This is a genomic window from Bradyrhizobium sp. McL0615 (genome assembly GCF_049993905.1).
In the GTDB taxonomy this organism is placed as follows: domain Bacteria; phylum Pseudomonadota; class Alphaproteobacteria; order Rhizobiales; family Xanthobacteraceae; genus Bradyrhizobium.
Window position 1 is genome coordinate 7,290,652 of record NZ_CP188254.1, and the last position, 26,949, is coordinate 7,317,600.

General features: G+C 63.2%; 22 protein-coding genes and 1 other RNA gene. 10 read left to right on the plus strand and 13 right to left on the minus strand.

The annotated features are described in order from the left end of the window. Positions 1-71: 71 nt before the first annotated feature. Complete coding sequence (locus ACPPVP_RS35065) at positions 72-605, minus strand: chromate transporter (RefSeq protein WP_426528124.1); 534 nt, start codon at positions 603-605, stop codon at positions 72-74. Next, the gene (locus ACPPVP_RS35070) at positions 602-1,213 is read right to left on the minus strand and encodes a chromate transporter (RefSeq protein ID WP_426528125.1); all 612 of its coding nucleotides are present in this window, start codon (positions 1,211-1,213) and stop codon (positions 602-604) included. The genes ACPPVP_RS35065 and ACPPVP_RS35070 overlap by 4 nt, the downstream gene beginning before the upstream one ends. Before the next feature lie 75 nt (positions 1,214-1,288). Here ACPPVP_RS35070 and ssrA point away from each other — a divergent pair. The 5 genes from ssrA (at position 1,289) to ACPPVP_RS35095 (ending at position 4,506) form a co-directional block, all read left to right on the plus strand. Further along, positions 1,289-1,646: a transfer-messenger RNA gene (gene ssrA / locus ACPPVP_RS35075) on the plus strand. 142 nt (positions 1,647-1,788) lie between these two features. Beyond that, positions 1,789-2,307: an SspB family protein gene (locus tag ACPPVP_RS35080; RefSeq protein WP_426528126.1), complete on the plus strand. Its 519-nt coding sequence runs from the start codon at positions 1,789-1,791 to the stop codon at positions 2,305-2,307. 72 nt (positions 2,308-2,379) lie between these two features. After that, on the plus strand, positions 2,380-3,795 hold the full coding sequence (gene fumC / locus ACPPVP_RS35085; RefSeq protein WP_426528127.1) for a class II fumarate hydratase: 1,416 nt from the start codon (positions 2,380-2,382) through the stop codon (positions 3,793-3,795). A 268-nt stretch (positions 3,796-4,063) separates the two neighbouring features. Then, positions 4,064-4,252, plus strand: coding sequence for a DUF4169 family protein (locus ACPPVP_RS35090; protein WP_426528128.1), 189 nt, complete (start codon positions 4,064-4,066; stop codon positions 4,250-4,252). Further along, positions 4,249-4,506 carry a ribbon-helix-helix domain-containing protein gene (locus tag ACPPVP_RS35095; RefSeq protein ID WP_426528129.1) on the plus strand — a complete coding sequence of 86 codons (258 nt, stop codon included), beginning with the start codon at positions 4,249-4,251 and terminating at the stop codon, positions 4,504-4,506. Before ACPPVP_RS35090 ends, ACPPVP_RS35095 begins: the two co-directional genes overlap by 4 nt. Positions 4,507-4,564: 58 nt before the next feature. Here ACPPVP_RS35095 and ACPPVP_RS35100 read toward each other — a convergent pair whose 3' ends face one another. Continuing rightward, entirely contained in the window at positions 4,565-5,143 is a 579-nt protein-coding gene (locus ACPPVP_RS35100) for a tetratricopeptide repeat protein (protein ID WP_426528130.1), read from the minus strand. A gap of 264 nt (positions 5,144-5,407) precedes the next feature. Between ACPPVP_RS35100 and ACPPVP_RS35105 the strand changes: the two genes are divergently transcribed. Continuing rightward, the gene (locus ACPPVP_RS35105) at positions 5,408-6,982 is read left to right on the plus strand and encodes an ABC-F family ATP-binding cassette domain-containing protein (RefSeq protein WP_426528131.1); all 1,575 of its coding nucleotides are present in this window, start codon (positions 5,408-5,410) and stop codon (positions 6,980-6,982) included. A 10-nt stretch (positions 6,983-6,992) separates the two neighbouring features. Here ACPPVP_RS35105 and ACPPVP_RS35110 read toward each other — a convergent pair whose 3' ends face one another. The 3 genes from ACPPVP_RS35110 to ACPPVP_RS35120 form a co-directional block, all read right to left on the minus strand. Continuing rightward, entirely contained in the window at positions 6,993-7,346 is a 354-nt protein-coding gene (locus ACPPVP_RS35110) for a hypothetical protein (RefSeq protein ID WP_426528132.1), read from the minus strand. Between the two features lie 72 nt (positions 7,347-7,418). Then, a complete protein-coding gene (locus ACPPVP_RS35115; RefSeq protein WP_426528133.1) occupies positions 7,419-11,069 on the minus strand; it encodes an AsmA-like C-terminal region-containing protein in 3,651 nt (1,216 codons plus the stop codon). Between the two features lie 171 nt (positions 11,070-11,240). Further along, positions 11,241-12,473 (minus strand): cytochrome P450, encoded by a 1,233-nt coding sequence (locus ACPPVP_RS35120; protein WP_426528134.1) that lies wholly within the window; start codon positions 12,471-12,473, stop codon positions 11,241-11,243. 110 nt (positions 12,474-12,583) lie between these two features. Between ACPPVP_RS35120 and ACPPVP_RS35125 the strand changes: the two genes are divergently transcribed. Continuing rightward, positions 12,584-13,195 (plus strand): TetR/AcrR family transcriptional regulator, encoded by a 612-nt coding sequence (locus ACPPVP_RS35125; RefSeq protein WP_426528135.1) that lies wholly within the window; start codon positions 12,584-12,586, stop codon positions 13,193-13,195. Positions 13,196-13,252: 57 nt separating this feature from the next. Then, positions 13,253-14,299 (plus strand): M23 family metallopeptidase, encoded by a 1,047-nt coding sequence (locus ACPPVP_RS35130; RefSeq protein WP_426528136.1) that lies wholly within the window; start codon positions 13,253-13,255, stop codon positions 14,297-14,299. Positions 14,300-14,973: 674 nt separating this feature from the next. Here the strand turns inward: ACPPVP_RS35130 and ACPPVP_RS35135 are convergent. Together ACPPVP_RS35135 and ACPPVP_RS35140 are read right to left on the minus strand one after the other, a co-directional pair. Beyond that, on the minus strand, positions 14,974-15,438 hold the full coding sequence (locus ACPPVP_RS35135; protein WP_426528137.1) for an invasion associated locus B family protein: 465 nt from the start codon (positions 15,436-15,438) through the stop codon (positions 14,974-14,976). Between the two features lie 768 nt (positions 15,439-16,206). After that, a complete protein-coding gene (locus ACPPVP_RS35140; RefSeq protein ID WP_426528138.1) occupies positions 16,207-17,508 on the minus strand; it encodes an MFS transporter in 1,302 nt (433 codons plus the stop codon). A 214-nt stretch (positions 17,509-17,722) separates the two neighbouring features. Between ACPPVP_RS35140 and ACPPVP_RS35145 the strand changes: the two genes are divergently transcribed. Both ACPPVP_RS35145 and ACPPVP_RS35150 read left to right on the plus strand, forming a co-directional pair. After that, the gene (locus ACPPVP_RS35145; protein ID WP_426528139.1) at positions 17,723-18,199 is read left to right on the plus strand and encodes a hypothetical protein; all 477 of its coding nucleotides are present in this window, start codon (positions 17,723-17,725) and stop codon (positions 18,197-18,199) included. 14 nt (positions 18,200-18,213) lie between these two features. Then, on the plus strand, positions 18,214-18,897 hold the full coding sequence (locus ACPPVP_RS35150; protein ID WP_426528140.1) for a methyltransferase domain-containing protein: 684 nt from the start codon (positions 18,214-18,216) through the stop codon (positions 18,895-18,897). Here ACPPVP_RS35150 and ACPPVP_RS35155 read toward each other — a convergent pair. The 5 genes from ACPPVP_RS35155 to ACPPVP_RS35175 all read right to left on the minus strand — a co-directional run bounded on the left by ACPPVP_RS35155 (position 18,821) and on the right by ACPPVP_RS35175 (position 26,865). Further along, complete coding sequence (locus tag ACPPVP_RS35155) at positions 18,821-21,934, minus strand: adenylate/guanylate cyclase domain-containing protein (RefSeq protein ID WP_426528141.1); 3,114 nt, start codon at positions 21,932-21,934, stop codon at positions 18,821-18,823. The two genes, ACPPVP_RS35150 and ACPPVP_RS35155, sit on opposite strands and share 77 nt — an antisense overlap. Before the next feature lie 324 nt (positions 21,935-22,258). After that, a complete protein-coding gene (locus tag ACPPVP_RS35160) occupies positions 22,259-23,008 on the minus strand; it encodes an ABC transporter ATP-binding protein (RefSeq protein ID WP_426528142.1) in 750 nt (249 codons plus the stop codon). Beyond that, a complete protein-coding gene (locus tag ACPPVP_RS35165; RefSeq protein WP_426528143.1) occupies positions 22,989-24,788 on the minus strand; it encodes an ABC transporter permease subunit in 1,800 nt (599 codons plus the stop codon). Before ACPPVP_RS35165 ends, ACPPVP_RS35160 begins: the two co-directional genes overlap by 20 nt. Continuing rightward, positions 24,788-25,645, minus strand: coding sequence for a branched-chain amino acid ABC transporter permease (locus tag ACPPVP_RS35170; RefSeq protein WP_426528144.1), 858 nt, complete (start codon positions 25,643-25,645; stop codon positions 24,788-24,790). Before ACPPVP_RS35170 ends, ACPPVP_RS35165 begins: the two co-directional genes overlap by 1 nt. Before the next feature lie 23 nt (positions 25,646-25,668). Next, positions 25,669-26,865, minus strand: coding sequence for an ABC transporter substrate-binding protein (locus tag ACPPVP_RS35175; protein ID WP_426528145.1), 1,197 nt, complete (start codon positions 26,863-26,865; stop codon positions 25,669-25,671). Positions 26,866-26,949: the final 84 nt, after the last annotated feature.

The following is a 26,949-nucleotide window of genomic DNA, read 5'->3' on the forward strand; positions in this document are numbered from 1 at the left end:
CCCCAAGACTTCTAGCCTGTACTGATTGGATAGCTTTTGCGCTGGTCCGGAGGCCTTGCTAGCGATTTTCGTCAGATAAGGCCAGCAAAACCCAAAGCGCCGCCAGCCAGCAACATCCAAAGCGGATTGAGCCGCGTGGCAAAGGCCAGCACCGCTGCGGAGACCGTAATCAGCCCGGCCACCCAGCTGCGATCGGAAGTTAACGCCAAAATCAGGCCACTGGCGCCCATCAGCCCGATCGAAAGCGGAACCAATGCTGCCTGAATAATGGCGGGCCAGCGCGAATGGCGCGAGCGCGCCAGCAGCCTGCTGACGTAGTAAGCCAGCACCGCAGTCGGCCCGCACATTGCAACTGTAGCGGCCAGCGCGCCAACAACACCCGCGACAGAATAGCCGATCAAGGTCACGATCAGGACATTCGGTCCGGGCGATAGCTGGGAAATGGCGAATACGTCGGCGAATTGCCTGTCATCCATCCAATGATGGACGTCGACTGCAATCCGATGCATTTCGGGAATGGCCGAATTCGCGCCACCAACCGCAAACAACGACATTAACCCGAAAGTCCAAACGAGCGTCGCAACCGGATTGGCGTCCGAGTTCATGCTTTCCCCCGATGTCGGATAAAGACCGTGATCGCGAGGCTCAGCGGAATGGCCACGAGCAGCACCATCTGCAGCGGCAGCCGCAGCACCCCGATTGCGACGAACACGGCGACCAGGATCAATAGCCCGGCGACCTCACGTTTCTTGACCAGCGGCATCATCATTTTGAAGACGACCGCGATCAACAGCCCGACCGCCGCACACGACACGCCTGCGAGAATTCGCCGCAGCGCGTCGATCTCACCGTAACGGGCATACAGTGCGGCAAGAATAATCGCGATCACCACCGGGGGCCCGACCAGCCCGGCAAAGGCCGCAACACCGCCGGCGATGCCGCGGAAACGCGAGCCAAATACGACGGATAAATTAACGATGTTCGGACCCGGCAGGAAATGACACAGCGCGAAGGTCTCATTGAACTCCTCCGCCGTCATCCAGCGGTGCTGGTCGACGATGCCGCGGCGCGCCCAGACCAGCACCCCGCCGAAGCCCGCCAACGACATTTTGGCGAAAGCGACAAACAGATCGAGCAGACCGGGCGGGGGTGGTGGCGGGGACAGCGAAATATCCGGTGCCGGGACGGCGGCGGGCGAGGAATCCTGAGGCATGGGCCAAAATCTAGAACGGCGGCAGGCCGGAGGCCAATCCAATCACCGTATTCCCCAGTTTGCGTAACGCCTTCGGCCCTGTTTTTCTCCAAAATTCCCCCCTATATTGGGAGTGTCGGCTCGCCGGCTATGGAAATAAATGACCGTCGCAATAAACCATTCGGACCCGGGGGCAGTACCCGGCGCCTCCACCCAAATCCACCCTTTCAGGATGGGTTTCGGCGGGGGCGAACCAGGATCGACGAGGGCGTAAAGGGCGAGTTTTTTCTCGGTATGGTTCCGCCGTTATCGGGCTATGCAATAGTTGCAAACGACAACTATGCTCCGGTTGCTCAGGCTGCGTAACGCAGTTTGAAAGACCAAGTCTAAAGTCCTAGTGGGTTAAGCTCCGCTAGGCGGGGTTCGGAGGCACCTGGCAACAGAAGCCTCCACTTTATTCTTGATTTCAGGCCGACGCCGCCGTTCTGCCGCAAAATCGCTCCGTCACCCCTGCTGACCTGCGGCTCCCGCCGGGGTACCATGGGACAAAGCGGCGAGTCGGGGGACCGGCGACTATCCAACGTAACAGGACGACCATGGCGACCGATCACATCCGATATGACGTGCTGGCGCGCGACGCGCTGCGCGGGGTGCTGCGCCGCGTGCTAACCGACGCGGCCGAACACGGCCTGCCGGGCGAGCATCATTTCTTCATCACCTTCCTGTCCACCGCCGACGGCGTGAAACTGTCGCCGCGGCTGTTGGCGCAATATCCGGAAGAGATGACGATCATCCTGCAGCACCAGTTCTGGGACCTGGTGGTGACGGAGGATCGCTTTGAGGTCGGCCTGTCGTTCGGCGGCATCCCCGAGCGGCTCGTGGTGCCGTTCGCGGCGATCAAGAGCTTCCTCGATCCGTCGGTGCAGTTCGGCCTGCAATTCGAGCCGTCGGAGGCCACGGCCGAGGCGCCTGCGGCAAAGCTGCCGACAGTTCCCACGCCGTCTGCCCTGCCCGTCGCCGCGTCGGAGCCCGTTGCGGAAAGCAAGGACGACGAGCCGGCGAAGACGAGCGAAGGCGCGGAAGTGGTTCGGCTGGATCGTTTCCGCAAGAAATAATCCGCGCGCGAGAAAATCAGCTACGCTGTAGTGTAAGCGTTCCGCCACTTCACGGCGCAACGGACACTACGCATGGCCCGCACAGAAACACCCGGAAACAAATCCACCCGCAGCGAGACCGACAGCTTCGGCCCGATCGACGTTCCTTCCGACCGCTATTGGGGGGCGCAAACCGAGCGCTCGCGACAGAATTTCAAGATCGGTCAGGATCGCATGCCGATCGCGATCGTCCACGCGCTCGGCATCGTCAAACTCGCCGCCGCCCAAACCAACCGGGAACTCGGATTGCTCGATGCGCGCCGCGCCGGCGCCATCATCCGCGCCGCACGCGAGGTGATCGAAGGCAAGCTTGACGATCACTTTCCGCTGGTGGTCTGGCAGACCGGCTCCGGCACCCAGACCAACATGAACCTCAACGAGGTGATCGCCAACCGCGCCAACGTGTTGCTGGGCGGCAAACTCGGCGCCAAGGAGCCGGTTCACCCCAACGACCACGTCAACATGAGCCAGTCGTCGAACGATGCGTTTCCGACGGCGATGCATATCGCCGCCGCGGGACGCATCATCGCCGACCTGATTCCGGCGCTCACCGAACTGCATCGCGAATTGCGAAGTAAGGAAAAGGCGTTCGCAAAGATCGTCAAGATCGGGCGGACCCACACCCAGGATGCGACACCGCTGACGCTCGGACAGGAATTCTCGGGCTACGCTGCGCAGGTCGAGAGTGGCATCGCGCGGCTGCGCATCGCGGTGAAGGATTTGTACCCGCTGGCGCAGGGCGGGACTGCGGTCGGCACCGGCCTCAACTCGAAACCGAGATTTGCAAAACTGTTCGCCAGGCACGCCGCGAAAATCACCAAGCTCCCCTTAACCAGCGCGCCCAACAAATTCGAGGCGCTGGCTTCCAACGACGCCTATGTCATGGTGCACGGCGCGATCAATTCGGTGGCGACCGGCCTGTTCAAGATCGCCAATGACATTCGCCTGCTGGGCTCGGGCCCGCGTTCCGGTCTCGGCGAATTGATCCTGCCGGAAAACGAACCGGGCTCGTCGATCATGCCCGGCAAGGTCAATCCGACCCAGTGCGAAGCGATGACCATGGTTTGCTGTCAGGTGTTCGGTAACCAGACAGCCGTCACCGTTGCCGGAAGCCAGGGACACTTCGAATTGAATGTTTACAAGCCGGTACTGGCATATTGTATGATACATTCCATTCAACTGCTGTCGGACGCGTCGCGGTCGTTCACTGAACATTGCGTGGCGGGCATACGCGCCGACGAAAAGCGAATCCGCGATTTGATGGAGCGCTCGCTGATGCTGGTCACCGCACTGGCTCCGAAGATCGGATACGACAACGCCGCGAAGGTCGCCAAGTCGGCGCACGCGCGCGGAACAACATTGAAGGAAGAGGCTGTGCGCCTCGGTTTTGTGAACGCCGCCGAATTCGAACGTCTGGTGCAGCCGGACAAAATGACACACCCGGGCTGATCGCCGCGCCCCCGGGAAACTACGGGTGAGAGATATAATTATGGATCATTGCTGAAGAATGAGGTTGATCATCTATCGCGGTTGCATTGACGCGTGGTAGAGCAGGAATTATTCGGTTTTCGCAGAGCGAAACATATTTTTTGATGCTATCAAAGAGTGCTACACGAGGATTCCGAATGACCATCCAATTTGCTTGCGCACGACACGACGACTTTTTTCCAGCCAATGAATTATCATGCCTTCGAGTCGCCGGATGATGGAGGCGAACATGGCGGACGTGATCAACCTGAAACGATTCAAGAAGCGCAGCGAGCGCGAACAGTCGGCGCAGCAGGCCGATGCCAACCGCGTACGGTTCGGCCGCACCAAGGCCGAACGTGCTCTCGATCAACGTCGCAAGGATCGCGCCGGCGATCTCTTGGACCAGCACAAGCTCGATGACGGAGACGCATCATGAAGTCACCCGTCGTCAAGCGCTCGATCGTGGTCGCCGGCCACAAGACCAGCGTCAGCCTCGAAGAGGCTTTCTGGAACGGCATGAAGGAAATCTCGGGGCTGCGGAACATGACCTTGTCCGAGCTGGTCGGCGAGATCGACGGCAATCGCCAGCAGGGCAATCTGTCCTCGGCGATCCGTCTCTTCGTGCTGGACTATTTCCGCACGCGCGCCATGCCGACCGCAGCACCGGACGGGCTGCGGCCGCAGGCTTGAGGCTTTCGATTCAGGCCGGCGCGCCGTGAAGCGCGCCCGCCTTGTTATGCCGTAACGCTCAATAAACGAGTCCGGTGCCGGGCGGTTTTTCGAGCGCCGCCGCCAATGACCGATACTCCTCGCAGCCGGTGCCGCAGATCGCCGCGATCCGGCTGAGATGATACGACGCCTGGTCGCGGTTGCCCTGCTCGATCTGCCACAGGCCGTAATACTGCCAGGTCAGCACGTGGTTCGGGTCGGTCTTCAGCGCGCGCTCGTACCAGACTTGCGACAGCTTGTAATCGCCGAGCTTGCGATAGGAATAGCCGATCAGATTGGCAACGCCGGCGTTGTCGTCGTGGCCGAGCGCGTTGAGCTGCCCGATGGCGGCAGCATAATCGTTGCGCTCGTAGATCGTCGCATGCGCGGCACGGTATCCCTGCCGGAAGGCAGCGTCGTCGGCGCTCGACTGTTTGGTGGGCTTCTTCTTGGATTTGGAGCTCGACCTGGGGGCGGGTCTGTCCGGCGGCGGTGGCGGGTTGGCCGAAGGTGGATCGCCGCCGCCTCCCGCGGCAAAGGCCGGCACGGATGGCGGCGATGCGATCAGAGCCACTGAAAACAGTGTCAGCATTGTGAGCTTGATTGCTGATTTCAACATGCGAACCTCCGGTTTTTCTGCGAGAGCGAATCCATGGTCCAGCCGCAAGTAGACACCCCGCCGGGCGGCAGGTATTCCCGCCGCGCACGAATACATTTTGTGACAGGCTGGACGAATGACGGCGCAATGCGTATCTGATCGACGGTCGTGGCGGTTCCCGCCAAGGCCGGCCGAACAGGCCCCGTCGCAGAAAAACCGTGGAGAGAGAAATGGACATCGCAAAGCTGACCGCGCCGCGACTCCTGTCCATTTCGGAAGCTCTCCATGCCTGCCTTTCTTATTCTGGATTCGATCTCCCTCGCCACGCCTGACGGCCGCCTCCTTTTTGACGGATTGACGCTCGCCATCGGAGGCGAGCGCACAGGCCTTGTCGGGCGCAACGGCTGCGGCAAATCCACATTACTGCGGCTGATTGCGGGCGAGATCGAGCCTGCAGGCGGATCGCTTCAGCGCATCGGCTCGATCGGCATGCTGGCGCAACTGACCGATGAACGGCTGGCGGTCGACGAAGCGCTCGGCGTCGCCGGCGTTCTTGCCCGCCTGCGCCGGCTCGAACGCGGCGAAGGATCACTCGATGACGCGACGGAGGCGGATTGGACGCTGGAAACGCGGATACAGGCGGCGCTGGTCGAAGCCGGATTGCCGTCTTTACCACTCGATCGCCCGATCGTCTCGCTGAGCGGTGGCGAGCGAACGCGCCTCGCGCTGGCGCGGCTCCTGATCGAGGCGCCGGATCTGCTACTGCTGGACGAGCCCACCAACAATCTCGACACCGACGGCCGGCAGGCCGTGGCGCAGTTACTCGAACGCTGGCAGGGCGGCATCCTGGTCGCCAGCCACGACCGCGCGCTGCTGGAAGGCGTCGACCGCATCGTCGAACTGACGCCGATCGGCATCAGCATATTCGGCGGCGCATGGCCGGCCTTTACTGAGGCGCGCGAGGCCGCCCGCGCCCGCGCCGTCGACGACCTCGACCGTGCCTCGGACGCGTTGCGCAACACCGAGCGCGCGCTGCAGAAGGCGCGCGAAAAGAAGGCGCGCCGCGACAAGGCCGGCCGTGCCTGGCGCGCCAAGGGCATCGAGGACAAGATGTTCATGGACCGCGAGAAGGAGCGCGCCGAGAACAGCGCCGCGCGCGAAAACCAGCTCGCCGGCCGCCTGCTCGGCGAGCGCACCGAGGCGCTGCAAATGGCCAAGGCGCAAGTCGAGATCCTGACGCCGCTTTCGATCGATCTGCCGCGCACCCATCTGCCCGGCGGACGCGAACTCGTTGCGTTGAAGGACGTGGTGATGGCCTTCGGGGAGCGCCATCTGTTCGGGCCGCTGTCATTCGAGGTGCGCGGACCGGAGCGGATCGCCATCCGCGGCGCCAACGGTTCTGGCAAGACCACCCTATTCCGCCTGCTCACAGGGGCACTGAAACCTGCGAGCGGCGACATCAGCCGCCTCACCGATCGCATGGCCGTGCTCGATCAGCACATCGGCCTGCTCGATCCCGGCTCAAGCATTCTCGATAATCTGCGCAGCCTAAATCCGGAGCTCTCGGCCAATGACGCCCACGCCGCGCTGGCGCGGTTTGCGTTCCGTAACCGGGCGGCGTTGCAGATCGCGGCAACACTCAGCGGCGGCGAGCGGCTGCGCGCCGGCCTCGCCTGCGTCTTCGCACGCCGGCAGCCGCCGTTCCTGCTGCTGCTGGACGAGCCGACCAATCATCTCGACCTCGCTTCCATCGAGGAACTGGAACATGCGCTGAAAGGATTCGATGGCGCGCTTATCGTGGTCAGCCACGACGAGACGTTCTTGCGGGCGATCGGGATCGAAAAGGAAATCGTGCTTTAGCACGCAGCCATCAGACAGGGGGCTTGTCGCACGTCGCGCCTGTCACCGGCTCGGCCATGCGCAGGAATTCGTCGAACGCGACGGCACCTTCCGCAACGGTGTAACAAGCGCGACTGTCGATGAATAGTTGCGCGTCATGGTCGAAGACATCGACGATGAAAAGCGGCTGCTTCGCGGCGCTGGTCGGGGAAGCCGCGTGCATGCGAATTTCATAGTCCCCGATCCACGCCAAGGAAATCCCCGCCGCGTCCCCCTCAGGTCGGGAAAGCAGGCTGACATACGCTCGGGAAACTCTCAGCGTTGTAAGGTTGTATTCCAACGCACGGCCCACGGCAAAACCTCGCGCCTCGATGGTCGGCCGCATGATTGACAACTCCGCCATTACGGGACGCTGGCGGGGAAATTAATCTTTCGAAAGACGGGGCCGCGCTTCGAGCTAATTCGAACGCGGCGGTGGATTGGCGACCTGCGGCGTCAGCGCCAGTGGCGGACGCAGCTTCGGCTTGGCGGCGGGGCCCGGCGCGGGCCGTACGTCGATCGGCGGCGGCAGCGGTGCGACCTGCGGCTGGCCTGCGACGGGCGCCGGCGGCGCATTGACGACGGGCGCGGTCGGCGGACGCGGCGCCACCGCCTTCTTCGCGGGAGGCCGGCGTGGATCGCGGCCGCCCTTCTGGGTCGCCGGCGCGCTCGGCAGCGCGGCTTCCGGAATCGGCGGTTGTCCATCCGCGGGCAGCACGATCGGCGGTGGTGCGGGCGGCGGCGGTTCGCCGCGTTCGATCGCATCGAGCCTCCGGGTTTCATGATCGATCGCGCGCACCGCCAGCCACGACGCCAACGGCGCAACGTCGACGCTGCGGTTCAGTGCGTCGGGCGTGCCCACCGCAAGCAGTTGAATCTCCGGACGCCCGGTCGTCATCGTCAGGGAAAGCGCGGCGCGGATATCGGCCTGATCGGCGGCAATATCGTATCCACCGGAGACGGTGGCCCGCACCCCATTGCCGTCCAGCGTCGTGGCCCCGACGCGAAGCCGGCCGTCCCGGACGGTGAACGGGATCTGCGCGGAAGGAACCGCAAGCGCACCGACCGGCAGAGCGGCTTCGACGATCTGCCTCAGTCGGACATCGTCCTTGACCTGCCCGCTGTCATTGGCGCGGACCGCCACCTCGAAGGCGCGCGGATCGAGGCCTGAAATTCTCGCGGCCTCCAGCGTCAAAGTGCCGCTGCCGGACAGCGCGCCCGCCAGCGCCGAGGCGCTGCGGCCCTGGCTCGTCAGCGTCATCTGCATCGACGCGCGGCCGGCGGGCATCGTGAGGTTGCGATAGCGCAGCGCCGTGCCGTCGACCCCGGAGAACTGGACACTGGCGTTCAACGCAATGCCGTTCGCGCCTGGCTTGGCGTCCATACTGGCGGTGACGTCGCCACCGCCGATCTTGCCTTTGATGGCATCGAAGCTCAGCGACTGGCCGTCACTCTTGACCACCCCGCTCACCGGCTGCAATTCGCTTCCGCCAGGCAGCAGCCCGCGCAGCGCCTGAAACGCGATCCTGCCGCGCCAGCCTTTCGCGAGCCCGGTGCCGAGCGGCTCGGCGGCGTCGTGTCCGGCGGCGCCGAGCGCCAGCGCAAAGGCCGGCGCCAGCGCGAGCTGCTCGGCGCCGATTTCGCCCTCGATCTCCTTCTCCTCGCCGAGCGTCACCGAAACGCTGCCGCGCAGGCGCGAACCGCCGACACTGCTGTCGAGGTCGTCGAAGATCAGCCTGTTGCCGGTGAGTTGCACGCGCGAAGACAAGCCGATGTTCTGCGCCAGCGTATCCGCCGGCTTGAGATTGAGCAGCGGCCCGAAATCGGCGCGGCCGACTTTCAACGAGAGACTGGCCTTGGCCTCCTGGGCCCATGGTTCGGCGGAGCCTTCCGCTTCGGCCTCGAGGCCCGTCCCCGCGATCCTGGCCTTCAGCCGCAACGGCCCGCCCCACGCGCCTGTCGCGCTGCCCTCGAATTGCGCCGGGCCGTCGCCCGCCGCCACCGCTCGATCGAAGCCGAGCAGGACAAGCAAGCCGCGGCCCAGCTCGGACGACAATTTTGATTCGATCGCGACGTCGCTGCTCCGCAGCGCGGCGAGATCGATGTCCTGGATGGCCGCGACGGTTGGCTTTGCGGTGATCGTTGTGACGCCCTTGAGGAGCGCCGAGTCGAGATCGGCTGTGGCGCGCGCCTGGACGCGATCGGACTGTCCGGCATTCCTGGTGAGATCGAGCGCCAGTTTCAGGCGCGCCGGGCCGGGGCTCGCCCCCATCGCATTGAGCCGGGCGGCCAGCGCCGGCGAAAGAGGAACGATCAGGCCAGTCAACTGGCCGAGCGAAGCCGCGCTCGAATTGAGCGCGAACCAGCCGGTGGCGCTGACGCGATCGAAATTGCCCGCGCCGTCCAGCGTGACGCTTTCGAGCTGGCCGATCTTCAACTGCTCGAGCGACAGTTTTGCCGGCGAGTATGCCAGTCTGGCGAGCAGCGGACTAAGCTCCTGTCCGGCGGAGATGGCACGGCCGACATCCAGCGAAAGCTTTCCCTCATCCGGCCAATCGCCTTGCGGCCCCGCTAGCGACTTCACAAAGGCCGTGGCGGCATCGAGATCGAGACGTTCCGCTTTCAGTTCCGCCTCGACCCGGGAGCCATGAATGGCTTGCTTGTGCGACACCAACACCCGCCCCTCGACCGTGCCGCCCTCGATGTCGGCCTTCATGCCGTCGATGGAAAAACCCTCGGGCGCGACCGTCACATCGCCGCGCAGCCGAAGCGGCTTCTGGCTGCGATACGTGGTGTCGCCGCGGCCTTGCACCCAGGTCAGGAACGCCTCGGGATCGGACGATTCGACGCTGAGCGCGACCTTGAAACGATCCGGCGCGATGCCTTTCGCGCCAGCCTCGCTGAGCGAAATCCGGGTTGCGCCGGGCGCGCGAAACTCCAGTCTTCGCAGGCTCCAGGATTTGTCGTCGCCATGCACCTCGGCAGAGATATCCTGCAAAGGACGTCCGCCCAGCATGAGCTGCTCGGAAGCCAGCTCGATCTGCGCCGGAAGCGGTAGATGCGGAACGAGGCTGGCGAGCGCCCGCAACGCCGGCAGCGCGCGAACCGGCTCAGCGGCATTGTCCTTGGTGAAGAACCTGTCGGCATCGAGCTGGCGCGCGGACAGCGCCGCACGCAACAGCGGCGCCGAACCAAAACGGATGTCGCCGTTGCCTGCAAGTTTCAGCGCGCGCTCCTCGGGGCCAAAGCTCGCCTCGATTTGTTCGAGCCGCGCCGCCGAATAATCGGCTTTGACCTTCGCCGCGATCCGCCATGGTGGGTCGTTGCCTCTTCCCTTCTGGCCAGGCGGGGCGACCAGCGTCAATGCGCCTTCGAAGCGGGGGCTGCGCGAATCGAAATTCAGCACGCCGTCGAGATCCGCCAGCAGCGCACGCTCGCCCGGATCGATATTGAGATGAACGCGGGTGCCGTTGCCATCGGGGCCCTGCCCCGAGGAGATGCGAAACGGGTAACGCGCCCCCCACAGCATGAAGTTGCCGTCGCCGCGGACCGCGCCGGCCAGCGAACGCACATCCCCGCTGAAGGCGATATCGTTGAGTTCGAGCGTCGACCGGCTGGCTGCGTCATGCAGGGCGATGCGGCCGGTGAGATTGAGCCGGTCGATCGCCAGCGAGCCCAGATTAACCGTCCCGATCGATGCCGGCCAATCGATGCGCCCCTTTGCGTCGAGCCCAAGGTCGAGCGACAGGCCGTTGATGGTCAATTCGGTGGCGCGCACCTCGCCCCGCATCAGCGAGCCCAGGCTGAATTCCACGTCGAGCTTGTCGGCGCGTACCTTGCCGAGATCGTTGGCGCCGCCGACCACGACCGAGCGCAGTTGCAGCGACGGCGCCGGCAACAGCCGCGCGTCGAGCTTGCCGCCGACACGGACCGGCGCACCGACGATCCGCGTCGCCTCGGCCTCGAATTGCGGCCGGAACTGGTTCCAGTCAATGAAATACGGCCCGACGAGTGCGGCGATCAGCGCAACGATGAAGGCGATAGCCAGGCCGAGCAGCGTCGTCTGCACGGTATCTCCCCTTGAACCGCCCCGGCGCGCAGGCCGCGCTACGCCGAACCCGGCCCCGGAGCAGTCCGGAATATAGAGAGAAGTGTGGCGGAGTCACAGCGGCATACTGACAGGCGCCCCATCCGGCGCGAATCACTGGAGCCGAGGGCTCAAGACCGGCGCGCCCCGCCGTTACCAGCTCGCCGGCAGGCGCTTCAGGCCACGCAGCACGAAGGTCGGCCGCCATTCCGGATTGACAGCGTCATCCAGCCGCAGGTCCGGAATCCGCCGAAGCAGGGTCGAAATCGCGACCTCGGCCTCGATCCGCGCCAGCTGAGCGCCGAGGCAGAAATGGATGCCGCCGCCAAAGGACAGCGGCCTGACATTAGGCCTGGTGATATCCAGCCGCTCCGGGTGGTCGGGATAGACCGCCGGGTCGTGGTTGGCCGAGCCCAGCAGGCACAACACGCTCTCGCCCTTCGGGATGCGCTTGCCGCCGAGGTCTTCGATGTCTTCCAGCGCCACGCGGCCGGTCAGCTGCACCGAGGAATCATAGCGCAGGAATTCCTCGATCGCATTGGTGATCAGCTCGGGCCCGGCTTTGAGCAGCGCGAGCTGGTCGGGATTGCGGTACAGCGCCAGCAGGCCGTTGCCAATCAGGTTAACGGTGGTCTCGTGGCCCGCGCCGAACAACAGAATGATATTGGCGGTCAGTTCCTCGTTGGAGAGCTTGCTGCCGTCCTCCTCGGCCTGCACCAGCTGCGTGATCAGGTCGTCGCCGGGAGTCTTCCGCCGCAGCTCGAACATCTGCTGGAAATACATCGCGGCCATCGCATTGCCGGCATTGCCCTGCTGAATCTCCTCCGGCGTCAGCGGCACCGGATCGAGCAGGCGTCCGCCGTCGCGCGAATTGGTGTAAAACACCTCGCGATGCTCCTCGGGGATTCCGAGCATATCGCAGATGATGGTAACCGGCAGGCGGAACGCGAAATCCTCGATCAGGTCCATCCTGCCCTGCGGGATGATGCGGTCGAGCGTCTCGTCGACGATCTGCTGGATGCGCGGGCGCATGTCCTCGACCCGACGCGCGGTGAAGGCTTTCACCACCAGCCCGCGCAGGCGGGTGTGGTCCGGCGGATCCTGCTGCAGCATCCAGTGGCTCATGCTGCGGAACACCGGCTCGTCCATGATCTTGGGGCCGTAGCGGCGCATGGTGCGCTCGACGTAATCCTTGCCGAACCGCTTGTCGCGGACCACGAGGCTGGCCTCGGCGTGGCGGCTGCAGACATACACGCCGAGCGGCGTCAGGTGGACGGGGTCTTTGCTGCGCATTCGCTCGTAATGCGGATAGGGGTTGCGGATGAATTCCGGGTCCAGCGGATTGAACAACGGCGCACTGCCGGCAGTCTGAACATGCTCGTTCATGGTGACCTCAACTGGTTGCTATGCGCAGTTCAGCGCGTCTTCCCCGGGGCCGATCGATCGAAACTCGATACATTATTGTATTGAGTTGCATTCTCGCCTAAACTGGCCAGATGTCAAGAGTGCGAACCAGACCCACAAGGGACGACACCCGCGAAAAGCTGTTCGAGGCGGCGGCGCGCGTGTTCGAGGAACAGGGCATCGGCGGCGCCAGCATCGAGGCGGTCGCGGCGGCGGCCGGCTTCACCCGCGGGGCGTTCTATTCGAACTTCAAGAGCAAGGACGAACTGATCATCGCCATGCTCGAGGATCACGTCGAGCAATCGATCGGGCGGATCCGCGATCTGCTTGAGAAGCACAAGAATCTCGCGGATTTCATCGAGGCGCTAAAGACCATGAACCGCAGCCAGCAGGATCCGCTCGGCCGCTCTCCTTTGCTGCACATGGAAATGATCCTGTTCGTGGCGCGCGCCGAAAAGCGCCGGCCCGAACTCGCCAAGCGGCTGCGCGCCCGGCGAAAACTTGTCACCGACATCATTGAGACCACCGCCAGGAACAGCGGCCGGACGACCATTCTCAATCCGACATGGGCCGGCGCGCTGGTGCTGGCGCTGGAGGACGGCTTTCGTCTGCACCGCCTGATCGATCCCGAGACCACGCCGCCCGAGAGCTTTTTTCGCGCCATCGGCGATCTGCAGCGGGCGATGGGAATTTCATCGGCCTGAGCCGAAGATATCCGCCTCGCGAAAGTCATGACAAATCGCTAGCGTGAGCGGATGCCTGTGAACGCCGATACCATGCATTCGACACATTCCGCGCACCGACGCACGCGTCGTTTCAAATATCTGATCTTGATTTCGCTGTGTCTTGCCGGCGCGATCGACGCCGGGGCCGAGGAAGCCATCTCGCTCGCGCTACCCATCAAGTGCCAGCCGGGCGTGAGCTGCTTCTTTCAGAACTATGTCGATCACGATGCCTCGGACAAGGCGCGCGACTATCGCTGCGGCGGACGCAGCTATGACGGGCACGACGGCACCGACATCAGGATTCGGACCCTGGAGATACAAAAACAGGGAGTGGAGGTGCTCGCCGCGGCGCCCGGACGCGTCATCGGAGGGCGAAACGACATGGAAGACATTTCGGTCAAGACCGTGGGCAAGGCCGCGATCGCCGGAAAGGAATGCGGCAACGGCGTCCTCATCGAGCATGCGGACGGCTGGCGCACGCAATATTGCCACATGGCCAAGGGCAGCGTCCGGGTCAAGCCTGGCGATCAGATCGCGACCGGACAGCCGATCGGCCTGGTCGGGCTATCAGGCGATACCGAATTCTTTCATCTTCATTTTACGGTGCGGTATGGCGGAAAGATCGTGGATCCCTTCGCCTATGGCGCGCCTGAAAATTCCTGCGGCGGTGGCCGATCGATCTGGGCAACTTCCCTTGGCGAACAGATTCAGTATCGCCCCCGCGAAATCATCGATTACGGCTTTGCCGGTACCGCGCCGACGATGGAGCTGATTGAATCAGGCGAAATCGGCAAGCATCCCGTCACGCCGGCTTCGGATTCACTCGTCGCCTATGTCAGGGCCATCGGCCTGCAGGCCGGCGACCAGCAGTCGCTCACGGTGCAAGGCCCGGGCGGCGCTTCCGTCTCGACCAACAGCCTTCCCGCGCTCGACCGGGACAAGGCGCAGTTCCTCGTCATCGCCGGGAAAAAACGCACCGAGGCCGCGTGGCCTGCCGGCCGCTACGCCGCGACCTACCGTGTGATCAGAGACGGGGCGGAAGTGGTGCGAAAGACGTTTGACGTTGAAGCGCGTTCTCGGTGAGCCGTGGTTGAGAATGCTACGAGATTGGGCGTGTACTCATAAATCCGGAATGCCGATAGACTTGTCCCTATTGCCCTTGGAAGCGGACATCCGGGCGGGCCTTCAGTATGTCTGCTTAGTGCCACAAGCCATGGGATCACATCGGCAAATGAAAGAGGCCGCCAGCTAAGGCCGCTTCGAAACCAGTCAGCAAACCGTTTGGAGATTACCAGACGTATCGCGAGTTCCGGTCGCAAAGCAACCGAGCTTCGGCCGATACTTTTGGGCATTGTTTGAAACTGTAGCGGGCCGCGACTTGATGACATCGTTAGATCGGCCGCGCGCGGAATCGTCGCCCGCGCTGGCGCCAAAGTTGGTTGCGGCAAGTACGACCGCAATAATCCAAAAAGACCCTGCCAGCGATTTCGGTGTCATCTCGAACCTCTTTTGGTTGTGATGCATAGGCTATCACGCCATCGTTCGCCCGCAAGTCCGCTAAGGGTCAAACGCGTCGTCAGACCGCCCGCCAACCACTTCCGCTCTTCCCCGGATTAACGGACATCGTCAGACCGGCCCAGTTGGTCCGTTTCGGGCCATGAGCGGAAATCGGGATGATCCCAGTAATTCCATGCTGACGGTGGCCAATGGCATGGGGTTAAAGGCAACGGTTGATCAAAAGAAGACGATAGCGACTGCTACCTTGCTTCGCACAGGACTGTGCGCTCCTCTTCGGCGTGCTTCTCGCGGTCCGATCTCGCCTGCATTTCCTCTGCTGAAAGCACCTCCTCGAACACTTTCGGCTCTTGAGAGGGTCCATCGTAGGCCTTGGCGAAATCGACAAGCGGTACAGTCAGGCTGATCGGCGAATTGGCTTTGTCGATCGCCTCGAGAACGAGCATCCGCCCTTGCTTGAGCTGATCAACCAATTCCGCTCCAGCGTCATAGTCGGCCATGCAACCGTTGGCAAAGCAGTTCACATAGGGCCGCTCGATTGCCTGGCCCTGATCGATGATGATGCGAACACCACGCTCCAAGCTCACCCGGGTCGGCAGGGTGACGCGCAGTGTTTTTTTCGTGTCTCCGTTTTGCTCGGTGAGCACAGCCGCTACAACCGGTCCACAGTCAACGTTCGAGCGGCCGTCCCTGCCGATAACGTTCAAGCGGCCGTCTCTCCCGGTAAAGCAGGTATTGCCCAAGCAGAACTTGGTCCAGGGAGAGTAAGTAGGTGCCGGCAAATTAGCCCCCTCGGCAATTACTGGCGTCGCAACGAGACAAGCAAACGCCATTGTGGCGAAGCAACGCAATACCATGCAGCACATAGCCGCCTCCCCGAGAGGATATGAACTCAAGCATGCCGCAAACTTTGTCCGCATTAGGGAGTTGCTCACGTCGAGTATCACTTCTGCAATGGGTCAAACTCAGAAGTACGAGCGCGCTACTGGGCAGTCAGCTTTACTCTCAAGAACGGACGTCGCCAGCCGAGCCTGTCAGGTCCGAAAAGTCCAACATGCGACATGAAAGAGGCCGCCAACTGAGGCGGCCTTACCAGCAGCTCGAAACTGAGGCGCACCACGCTCCAGTGATGCGATTCCTATGGTCGACGCCGTATTCTTTGTATCGGAAAGGCCACGCCGCAACGAGCGCTCCAAGGATCACGACGGCTGCTAGTAATACCCAGCGGTTCATGGCGCTCAGGATAGCGGCCAAAACAGGCCACTGCAAAAATCAAATCAGGCCACTAGGGGGGCAAAACGGGCCGGTACCTCGCCCCGCATGGGGACAGACTGGCAACTCCAGAACCTTTCCCGAAAGCAGCGGCGTATGCCCACCGAATGTCCGTTCAGGGTCAAAAAGAGAAATACCGGGATGACCAGCGCATGTCTGCTTTAGCCTCAAAGCAGACATCTCTCGCTTTATGAGTAAACACCCTAGCCCGCGTCGCTTCTCACATGCGCCTTGTGCATTTGTCCCGCGACCGCCCTCACCTTGCGCGGCGAGGCCTGCCAGATCGCAAATGCCGAAAGGATGCTGACGGCAATGCCGATCGCAAAGGCTGAAGTGTAGCTGCCCGAAAGATCGTACAGTAGTCCGGTCGCCCACGGGCCTGCCGCGCCGCCGGCGAGCGCCGCCAGCATGATGGTGCCAAAGATGCTGCCGTACTGCCTGCCCTGGAAGATTTCCAGCACGACCGCGCCCATGATCGAGGTCAGGCCATAGCCGAGCGCGCCCTGGGTGAAGATCATGAGATAGACCAGCGGCAACACCGGCGCGAATTTCAGGGCGATCAGCGCGGCGAAACAGATCGCAAAGCCTAAGCAACTGATGGCCCAGATCCATTCGCGCCCGATCCGGTCGGAGAGATGCCCGAGCCAGATCTGGCCGGGGATGCCGAGCAGGCTGACGACGCCGAGCGCCCACACCGCCACGTTGGCAGAAAAGCCGACATCGAGAAGGAATTTGGTCTGGTGCACCTGCACCGCGTACCAGATATAGAGCCCGCAGAAATAGCCGAGCGAGATCCACCAGAATCGCGCGGTGCGCAGCGCACGGCGCAGTGTCCAGTCGGTATTGGCCCACACCGGATCGACGATGTTCGAGCGTGGCGCGGCCGATGTCGCCGACGGCGCGGCGTCGCCATCCGGCAGCAAGCCGACATCCTCGGGGCGCTTGCGCAGCAGGAGATTGATCGGCGCGAGTACGGCAAGCACCAGAATGCCCATCGCGGTGCAGGCGGTGCGCCAGCCGGTCTGCTCGATCATATGCTGCACCCAAGGCAGCAAGGTCACTGAGCCGATGCCGACGCCGGCAAAGGCGAGCCCCATGGCAAGTCCGCGCCGGCGGATGAACCAGTTCGGCAGAAACAGCGATTGTCCGGAATAGCCGAGGCACACGCTGCCCGCGCCGACCATCACGCCGATGGTGAGATAGAGATGCCAGGGCTGCGTCGTCAGCGGCGCGAGCAACAGCCCGCCGCCCATCAGGGCGACGCCGAGCTCCATCACCCCGCGCGGCCCGAAGCGGTCCATCATGCGCCCGATCAGCGGACTGACCGCACCTGAAACCACGAAGCCGAACGAGAAGGCGCCGGCGGTGACGCCGCGCTCCCATCCGAACTCGGAAATGATCGGCGGAAAGAACAGCGAGAACGCCGTCCGCGCATTGACGCCGATCGCCATGGTGACAAAGGTCACCCCAACGATCAGCCAGCCGTAGAAGAAGGGAAGACGCATCAGGTTTCGCTGGTTGGAGGGGCCCGGCGCGGCGGCAATTGGCGCGGCTCCCCATCATGCACGACGCGACCGGCGAAGCAATTATGTGAACTGGTTCATAGCTTACGACCGCCCATTTGGTCGCAGTATCCGCCCGCCGCCGCTCGCGTCTGGCCGAACGCGCGGAAGCAGGCTAACATGAGCTTTTCACGAGTGGCTTTTCAGGAGGTTTATAATGGGTGCGTTCGTCGCCGACGGCTATGTCCCTCACGTTCAGGAGCAGTTGAATTCCAGATTCGCGACAGGCGATGCGTTGACCGAGATGATCGGGTTTCAGAAGGAATTCAAGCTGTTCTCATCGCCGCATACACTCAGAAGCGCATTCACGCTGCTCAACATCGCGCCGGTCGGCGAGAAGGACCGCGATGGTTTCCTGAAATATTTGTATTCGCTGACGAAAGCGAAGGCAGACGTCAATGGAAAGCCGTCGAATCTGAGCGGCCACGATCAGATCCTGGCTTCGCTCAAGGAAAACCTCGAATGCCCACGGCCTTTGCCGGTCTATTTCGACTGGCATCCGGCGGAGTCGCCCAAAGGCATCGTTCACGTGACGACAGACCAGCCGTTCACCTTCTCAGGCAAGAACTATCTCACGATCTCGGTGCCGACCGTGCGGTCGGACCGGCCCAAGGCGGGCGCGCGCAAGAAATAGCCCGAAGCGGGCGAATGCGCCGGCTGCGCGCCAGGGTTCGCGAATATTATTCGGGAACGATCGAACGTCACGGCCCGACCCCGCGCGGGGTCGATTGGCCGAACGCCGTCTCGCAATATCTGCGGTTCGTCCAGTTGCTCAAGGTCTGCGATTTCAGGACGCCCTTCAGCCTGAACGACTTCGGCTGCGGCTATGGCGCGCTGCTGGAATTTCTCGCCATGCGACACGCCGAAGCCGAGGTCGCCTATCGCGGCATCGACATCTCGGCTGCGATGATCGCAGCGGCGCGCGCGCGCTGGACCGGCCGGCGCCGCGCGGAATTCGTCGTCGGCTCCACGTGCGGCCGCATGGCCGATTACGCGCTCGCCAGCGGCACATTCAATGTCCGGCTCGGCCATCCCCCGACCGATTGGGAGAACTATGTCGAAACGATGCTATCGGATTTGAAGGCCTGCAGCCGGGTCGGCTTCGCCGTCAACTTCATGCTGCCGCATGACGACAAGGCGGCCGAGGATGAACTCTATCGCAGCCCGCCGGAACGCTGGATCGCCTTCTGCAGGCAGGAACTGGACTGCAGCGTCCGCCTGCTCAAGGGTTACGGCCTGCGCGAGTTCACGCTGCTCATCCGCAGGAAACCGCGGACGGCTGCGCCGCGGCAAGCAGGCTCTCGTAAGGCAGCGCGCCGGTCTCCTCGATGAGACGGCGCGCGCGCGTCAGCAGATCGCTTGCCTGGTAGTTCGGATGGCTCAACTTTCCTTCGCTCAGCACGAGCGCGAGAATGATCGTGGAACGGCATTCCGCGAGCCGGGCATGGCGCTCCCTTGCGACCGCTATTCCTCTTTCGGCGACCCGGAAGGCAGCCGTCGGGCTGTTGCTCCTCAAATGGATTTCGGCGAGGAAGGCGAGCATTTCGCTTTGATATTCCATTCCCGCATAGGCTTCGGTCGCAAGCCGGATGGCCGATTCGAGTTTCTGTATCGCGGCGACGTGATTGCCGGACAAGGAAAGGACCAGCGCCTTGCAGACGGCCGCGTAGACTGCGACATAGGGAATGCGGCTGCTCGTGGCGATCTCGTCAATGCGAACGCAGTGTAGGTCGGCAAGCTTTTCGTCGTGCATGAGCCAGGCCAGTTCGACTCCGGCGAGATGCGGAATGAACTGAACGGCCGGTTCCGGATGATCTCCTTCGCTCGACGTCAGTTTGGCGATGCTTTGCGCCGCGGCGGCGAAATTGCCCACGCGTACCAGCAGCCGGGCGCGAAGGCTTTCAACCCACCTTTCGACACTAAAGCCGATCAGCGCTTCGTGGGACTTCTTGATATCTCCGATGTGGGCCAGCGCCGTTTCGCTGGCCTGAAGCGCTTCCCTCAGCTTTCCGGCGTATCCACAGGCCTGGCACAGGAAAACCTGCAGGAGCGTCCTGACGCTTGGCTCGGCGGCATCAGACAGATCGATGGCCTGCAGAACCTGCTTCACGTAGTCGTCCGCCGAACCAGTGCACGCGGAAATTCGGCCGTACACCACGAGCGTCAGCACCTCCGAGACGGAATCCTTCATTTCCCGCACTAGGTCGAGCGCTTCGCTGGCAAAGGGCGCGACTTCCTCGGCGCTGATGCCCTCCCGCCATGCCGAATTCAGGATCTGGTGGTTTGCCTTCAGGCGCAGCCGGTCGGTCTCGCGCGAACGCGGCTGGGATTGCAGCAAAAGGTGAACCTTTTGCCACGACTTCAGCGCCAGCCGGGAATTGGTGGTTCCAATCCAGGTGGCAGCGCGCGCGGCGTAGTCGGCGGCCGCCGCAAAATTCCTCGCGGCTTCGTAATGGTACGCGATCAGATCGGCGTATTCGCTCAGTTGATTGTGATGAAACCGTTCGAGCGCCTTCGCCACCGCCGAATGCAGTTCGACCCGGCGGGTGCGCAACTGCATGGCATAGGCGACTTCCTGAATCAGAGGATGCCTGAAGGCGAACCGATCCTGCTCGTCTTCGGACGCCACACCCTGAACGAGTTCGACGCGCGACAATCTGCCGAGAATGTCGGCGAGATCGTCGGCCGTCGACCTTGTGACTTCGGCCAGAACCGAGAGGGGAAATTCCCGTCCGATCGTCGCGCCGATCTGCAGCACCTCCTTGTCCGCCGGACGGAGACGATCGATGCGAGCGCCGATCACGGTTTGCACGGTTGCCGGCAGCGTTTCCGCCAACGGCGCTCCCATCGCTTCATAATCTCCCGGCCGGCCATCAAGCTCACCCGCATCGACCAGCGAGCGGATCAACTCCTCGGCGAAGAACGGATTGCCGCCGCTGCGTTCGACGATACGCTCGGAGATCGTGCGGATGGACGGATGATCGCCAATCAGATCCGCGGTCAGCGCGGACACATCCTCGTCACGCAACTCATCGAGCCGGATTTCGTGAAATCCGGCGCCATCGGTCCACGGCACCAGAAAGGTCGGCCGATAGGTGAGGATGAGCAAGACGCGGCTGACCGAAATGATATCGACCAGCGCCGAAACGAACTCGACGCTCGCCTCGTCTAGCCAGTGAATATCTTCGACGATGATCACGGAGGGCGTGCGCGTTCCGTCGCGCACCAGGCTGGAAACCAGATTCACGAGCCTCGCGTGCCTTGTCTTGGGATCGAGCATCAGCGCTGGCGACGCCGCATCGCCAATGCCGAGAAAGTCGGCCAGGATCGAAACGTCGTCGATCAGTTCGGGAACGGTCGCTTCGATCCGCGAAGCAATCTTCGAACGCGCGGTCTCCGGATTGTCCGTGGAAGCAAGCCTGAAAAAGGTCCGGAAGAATTCCACCAGCGGCTGCAGCGGCCCGGAATGGTCATAAGGCGATGCCCTGAGTTCCAGCACCGGCACCAGGCGATCCCTCGCCACCCTGGCGAACTCGAAACACAGCCTGCTCTTTCCAAGGCCGGGCGGTGCCGAGATTCCAACCGCCTTGCCAGTGCCGCGCTCGGCTCCGGCGAAGGCGTCATGCAGCACCGCGAGTTCTGCGTCGCGCCCGCGATAGGATCCGATCACCACATCCCGGAACGGGGTGCGCGACGCCTTCATTCCGACCAGCCGGTAGATTCCGATCGGCCGCGGAAATCCCTTGACGTCCTGATGGCCCAGCGGACGGCCATCGCAATGCGAGTGCACCAGCTTGAACGTCGATTCCGTGACGCAGATATCGCCGGGTTGAGCCATATGCTCCAGACGGCTGGCGAGGTGCACGGCGGCGCCGTAGACGCTTTGCTCCCGCGTGAACTTGTCCGGCAGGCCGGCGACGATCTCGCCGGAGTGAATCCCGACCCGCAGCGTGATGCCGTTTTCGCGTGACGACTGCACCATCGCCAGCGCGGCCTGACAGGCGCGCAAGGCGTGATCCTCCTGCGCCTGGGGGACGCCGAAGATCACCATCAGCCCGTCGCCCATGCTGCGCATGATGGTGCCCTGGAAGCGATTGACGGCGTCTCCCATCCGGGCCAGCGCGGGAGGAAGGGTATCGAGCGCGTGCTCGGGGTCCTTGTCGCCGATCAGTTCGGTCGATCCGACGATATCCGCGAACAGAACGGTGACGACCTTGCGCTCGCCGAGCGCTTGCGGCTGGTCGAGGCGATCGCCACAGGCGCCGCAGAACCGCGCGGCGCCAAGGTTGGGGTGCTGGCAATTCGAACAGATGACGGAAAAGCTGACGCCGCAGGATCGGCAGACCCTGTCGTCCGCCAACGTCTCCATCTGACACGCCGGGCAAAGCATTAACGAACCCTTAACTAACGTCTCGGCTTCGGCAGACACCCTAGCACGATCAAAACCAGCTACGTACGGGGTGTGGGAGGGTGGAATTGCTCGAAAATCTTGCTTTCGGGATGCCGTCCGAATGAGGGAAAAAATCGCTGAAATTGTATGACTACATAACTACTATCTTTACGGTCAGGCCGACAGCCACTGCTTCCAATGACCGGCGTTGACCGCGCCGGCCGGAACGTCGCCTGCAATAATGGCTTTGACTGGGCGAACGGCTTCCGGCGACCGGCTCTCGATGGCCGATGATGTCAGTCTTCAACCTGTAACCGGCGCATGGCTCTCGTGCCCGAAATAGGCGCGCTCGAGCCGCTGCGGCAAATTGTTCTCGCTGGTCGGCGCTTCCAGCACGATATTGCCCTGTACCAGCGCATAGACGCGGTCAGCGGCGGCAAGCGCCTTCTCCAGCAACTGTTCAACCAGTAGCACGGCGGTGCCTTGCTTGCGCAACTGCGCGATCACGTTGAGCACGCGATCGACCAGAACCGGCGACAGGCCGGCCGAGGGTTCGTCCAGCATCAACAGCCGCGGGCGCCGTACCAGGCCCTGCGCGACCGTGAGCATCTGCTGTTGCCCGCCGCTGAGCGCACCGCCGCGCTCGTGACGCTTCTCCGCGATCTCCGGGAAAAACGACAAGGCTTCATCGACCCTGCCGGCGCGTTCGCTGCGGGGCAGATCGTAACCGGCGATCAGAAGATTATCGGTGACGGAAATCTGCGTGAACACGCGATGGCCCTCGATCACATGCACCAGGCCGGCGCGTCCTGCCTCGCGCGGTGTCGCATTGGTCATGTCGCGGCCGTCGAAGCGCACATGGCCCGACGTGACCGGCAGCAATCCCGACAGCGCACGCAGCAACGTCGTCTTGCCCGCGCCGTTGGGGCCGAGCAAGGCAACCACTTCGCCGGCTGCGATCTCGATGTCGATGCCATGCAGCACGCGGATCTTGCCGTAGCCAGATTCGAGCGCTTTCACCGAAAGCAGGGGTTCAGCCGCCGAGGTAAGCACTGACTACCTCCTTGTGAACGCGAATTTCGGCCGGCGTGCCGGCGGCAAGCGTTCGCCCGAGATTGAGCACGGTGACCTGATGGCAGATGTCGAAGATCAAATCGGCATGGTGCTCGACCAGCAGCACGCCGGTGCCGCGGGTGCTGATCGCCTTGATCAACCCGGCCAGCCGTTCGATCTCGTCGTTGGAGAGACCGGCGGCGGGCTCATCCAGCAGCAGGAAGTCCGGATCGAGCATCAGCGCGCGGGCGATCTCGATGAAGCGCAGTTCGCTGTGCTGCAGGCGGTCGGCACGCACCTCCGCCAACGACTCCAGCCCGACGACGCCGAGCAAGGCGCGCGCCTTGGCCGCAAGCATCCGCTCATCCTGCGCGTTGCGCGGCAACGCCAGCATCGATTCGACAAAGCTGGCTTTGCCCTCGATTGAGCCGCCGATCATGACGTTCTGCAGCACGGACGCCTCGCCGATCACGCGCGGGGTCTGAAAGGTGCGCGCGATGCCGCGATGGGCGCGCAACGTCGGCTCACCCGGTGGCAGCGCATCATCGCCGAGCGTCATGGCACCGGCCTGGGCGGCGTAGTAACCCGAGATCACATTCAGCGTCGTGGTCTTGCCGCTGCCGTTGGGGCCGATCAGGCCGTGGATCTGGCCCGGCGCGACGTCGAGGTCGAGGCCATCAATCGCGCGCACATTGCCAAAACTCAAGGCGATGCCGCGCAGCGTCAGCAGGCTGCCGCCAGTGCGCTTGCGCACGATATCGGCCAGTGCGGCCGGTCGCGGCACGATGGCGCGGTTGCTGGCCAGCGGACGGCGGTTGCGAAAATCCAGCAGCGCGGCGATGCCGCCGGGCATCACAAGCACGATCACCAGCAGCAACACCGCATAGAGGAACGTCGACCATGCCGCCAATGGCGCCGCGATCTCCGGCAAAATCGTCAGGATGATGGTGCCGAGCATCGGCCCCAGGATCGAGCCGCGGCCGCCGATCAGGATCGCGATGAAGAACAGCACGGACAGGTCGAAGGTGAAAGCGTCAGGCGTGATGTAGGTCTGCAGGGTCGCGAACAATCCGCCGGCGATGGCCGCGAGCGCGCCGGCAAACAGGAAGATGGCGATCAGCATTTTTGGCTTGGAGATGCCGGTGGCCTCGGCCGCCACCTCGGCATCGCGCACCGCAATCAGCGCGCGACCGAACCGGCTGCGGGCGACATTGGCGCTCAGCCAGGTGGTGAGGGCCGCGATCGCGATGCATAGCGCGTAAAAACCCCACGCCGTATTGAACGGCGCCGGAAATTCCGGTCCAACGATGCCGATACCGCCGCCGGTGACGCTCTGCCATGCCAACGCGATTTGCGTCACGATGGTGGCGAAGCCCAGCGTCGACATCGCGAAATAGAAGGTACGCAACCGCAACGCCGGCAAGCCGACGATCACGCCGAATACCGCACCAACCGCGCCTGCAATCGGTAGCGCGACAAATACCGGCACCGCGGGCATGACATTGCCCGCGACCAGCACGCTCGTGGTGTAGGCGCCGAGCGTCAGCAGCGCGACATAGCCGATCGCCAGATGCCCCGCAAAGCCGACCACCAGATTGAGGCCGGAGACCAGCACCCAATAGATCGCCGCCCGCGTGCCGATCAGCACCCAGTAATCGTTGCTGACGAAGGGCAGGATGATCGCCAGCGCAAGGATGCCGAGGAACGGCGCGATGTGCGGCAACGCCGCGCGAAGGGTGCCGGAGTCGCTGTGCGCCGGAACGGCGGTGACTGATGTCATCACACTCTCCGCGCCGTGGAACCGCCGAACAGACCCTGGGGCGCCGCCAGCAGGACCACGATGAACAGCGTGAAGACGGCGACCGACGAGAAGATGCCGCCAACCAGAAAGTTTGCGGCCTGCTGGAACAGGCCGAGCGCCAGTCCGCCGACGATGGCGCCTCTGTTATTGCCGAGCCCGCCGAGCGCCACCGGGACGAAGCCGTAAAAATTCAGCAGCGCGCCATTGGCGAAGAACGCCAGCATCAACTCGCCGCCGGAGTATCCGGCGACACCGCCGATTACGCCGGCCAGCGCATAGCTGGCGACGCGCAAATTACGTTCCGGCAGACCAAGGGCGCGCGCCGCGAAATTATCTTCAGCGATGGCAACAAAGGCGCGACCGACCAGGGTACGGCGATAAAGATATTCGAGGGCGACGATGGTGATTGCGCAGGCTGCGACGGGCAGCCAGAACTTTTCGTCCCAGACACCGCTGCCGACGCCGAACAGCCGTGGAAACGGCTGCGGCTCAGTGCCCCATTTGATCGCCGCGACCTGCTGGATCATCAGCGCCACCGCGAGCGTCGAAAGCACGTAGAGGTGCTGGTCGAGACTTTTCAGCACCGGCCGCACCGCAACGAATTCGGTGATGACCCCGATGATGGCGCAGCAAATCAGCGTCAACAGGAAGCCGGCGAGGATCGGCAGGCCCAGCTTCAGCGTGAACAGCGAGCCGAACACGCCGCCCAGCATCGCAAGCTGACCGGCGGTGAAGCTCATCACCCGCGACGTCGAGAACATGGTGTTATAGGTGACGCCGACGAGCGCGTAGATCGCGCCCGCCGCCAGTCCGGATGCGAGGATCGAGGCGAGCATGTGCTAGCGCCCTCTTCCGTCGCTCACGTATATCCCGGCGCCAGCGCAAACGTGCCGTTCTTGGCGGTGGAGGCTTCCGACATCACGATCTCTTCGGTCGGATAACCGTTATGCTGTGTCGGCGAGAAGCTGTAATTGCCGAAATAGCCGGGATATTTGGACAGCGTGTTCCAGTAAGCGATGATTCCGGCGCTGTCGGTCGAGCCGCTTTCCGCCACGGCCTTGGCGATCAGTTCGATTGCATCGATGCCGCCGGCGACCCACCACAGCAGCGTATCGCTGAGCACCACATTGGCCTTGGTGAGGCGCGCGACCAGGTCCTCGCTCTTCGGCGGCAATTTTCCGGCCGCGTCATAGCTGCAGCTCTTGTAGCCGATGGCGTAGACTTTTTTCCAGTTGGCGGGTTTCTCGACGAGGCCGGAGAGTTCACCCGACGCCATCGAGGGGTGACCGACAAACGCAACATCCCAATTCAGCGCAGCGCGGACGTTGAACATGCGCGCCTCCATGCCGGTCGAAACGCTCCACACCACAATCACCTCGGCACCAGCGTTCTTGGCGCGCAGCATGTCCGGCGTCATATCGGGCTGGGTCGCGTCGACATTGGCCTGATAAACGACCTCGGCGCCATCCTTCTTGAATGCAGCCACCGACGCGCCGACCGCGGTCACGCCGTAGCCGGTGGTATCGCCGATCACGGCGATCTTTTTTACCTTGAGGATGTTGAGGCAATAATTCCGGACGGCGTCATCCCATTGGCTGTTCGACGGCGCCATGCGGAAGGCGTTCGGAAACTTGGTGGTGTCGATCAGGGTTTCAACAACGCAAGGATGAATATCCGGCATCTTGGCGCGCGCCATGATCGGCGTGGTCGCCAGCGCCTCGCCCGAATTGAGCGGGCCCCAGATCGCATGCACCTTGGCCTGGCTGATCAGTTCCTGCGTGGCGTTCACCGCCTTGGTCGGATCGCCCTGGGTGTCGCGCATGACGATCTCGAGCTTGCGGCCCTTGACTCCGCCTGCAGCATTGATCGCGTCCGCTGCGAAAGTCACGCCGCGGTTGAAGCCGATGGTCGGCGCCGAACTCGGACCCGTCATCGCAGCGAGGCAGCCGACCTTGATCGGCTCCGACTGGGCAATGGCGGGGACTGGAAACGAAAATGCTGCGGCGCCCGCGGCGCCGGCGCTACCCAACAATACGTCACGACGTGAAATGGCCATGTGATGCGCTTCCTGTTCCCTTTGCGGCGCCCGTCATTGGCTGCAGGCGTCCGTGTCGTTCTCCCCGGCTCTTGGGCGGGGTTT

Excerpts from the sequence above, each read along its gene's own strand:
- ACPPVP_RS35065 (WP_426528124.1), bottom strand. The coding sequence starts at position 605 with ATGAACTCGGACGCCAATCCGGTTGCGACGCTCGTTTGGACTTTCGGG.
- ACPPVP_RS35070 (WP_426528125.1), bottom strand. The coding sequence starts at position 1,213 with ATGCCTCAGGATTCCTCGCCCGCCGCCGTCCCGGCACCGGATATTTCG.
- ACPPVP_RS35080 (WP_426528126.1), top strand. The coding sequence starts at position 1,789 with ATGGCGACCGATCACATCCGATATGACGTGCTGGCGCGCGACGCGCTG.
- fumC (WP_426528127.1), top strand. The coding sequence starts at position 2,380 with ATGGCCCGCACAGAAACACCCGGAAACAAATCCACCCGCAGCGAGACC.
- ACPPVP_RS35090 (WP_426528128.1), top strand. The coding sequence starts at position 4,064 with ATGGCGGACGTGATCAACCTGAAACGATTCAAGAAGCGCAGCGAGCGC.
- ACPPVP_RS35095 (WP_426528129.1), top strand. The coding sequence starts at position 4,249 with ATGAAGTCACCCGTCGTCAAGCGCTCGATCGTGGTCGCCGGCCACAAG.
- ACPPVP_RS35100 (WP_426528130.1), bottom strand. The coding sequence starts at position 5,143 with ATGTTGAAATCAGCAATCAAGCTCACAATGCTGACACTGTTTTCAGTG.
- ACPPVP_RS35105 (WP_426528131.1), top strand. The coding sequence starts at position 5,408 with ATGCCTGCCTTTCTTATTCTGGATTCGATCTCCCTCGCCACGCCTGAC.
- ACPPVP_RS35110 (WP_426528132.1), bottom strand. The coding sequence starts at position 7,346 with ATGCGGCCGACCATCGAGGCGCGAGGTTTTGCCGTGGGCCGTGCGTTG.
- ACPPVP_RS35120 (WP_426528134.1), bottom strand. The coding sequence starts at position 12,473 with ATGAACGAGCATGTTCAGACTGCCGGCAGTGCGCCGTTGTTCAATCCG.
- ACPPVP_RS35125 (WP_426528135.1), top strand. The coding sequence starts at position 12,584 with ATGTCAAGAGTGCGAACCAGACCCACAAGGGACGACACCCGCGAAAAG.
- ACPPVP_RS35140 (WP_426528138.1), bottom strand. The coding sequence starts at position 17,508 with ATGCGTCTTCCCTTCTTCTACGGCTGGCTGATCGTTGGGGTGACCTTT.
- ACPPVP_RS35145 (WP_426528139.1), top strand. The coding sequence starts at position 17,723 with ATGGGTGCGTTCGTCGCCGACGGCTATGTCCCTCACGTTCAGGAGCAG.
- ACPPVP_RS35150 (WP_426528140.1), top strand. The coding sequence starts at position 18,214 with ATGCGCCGGCTGCGCGCCAGGGTTCGCGAATATTATTCGGGAACGATC.
- ACPPVP_RS35155 (WP_426528141.1), bottom strand. The coding sequence starts at position 21,934 with ATGGAGACGTTGGCGGACGACAGGGTCTGCCGATCCTGCGGCGTCAGC.
- ACPPVP_RS35165 (WP_426528143.1), bottom strand. The coding sequence starts at position 24,788 with ATGACATCAGTCACCGCCGTTCCGGCGCACAGCGACTCCGGCACCCTT.
- ACPPVP_RS35170 (WP_426528144.1), bottom strand. The coding sequence starts at position 25,645 with ATGCTCGCCTCGATCCTCGCATCCGGACTGGCGGCGGGCGCGATCTAC.
- ACPPVP_RS35175 (WP_426528145.1), bottom strand. The coding sequence starts at position 26,865 with ATGGCCATTTCACGTCGTGACGTATTGTTGGGTAGCGCCGGCGCCGCG.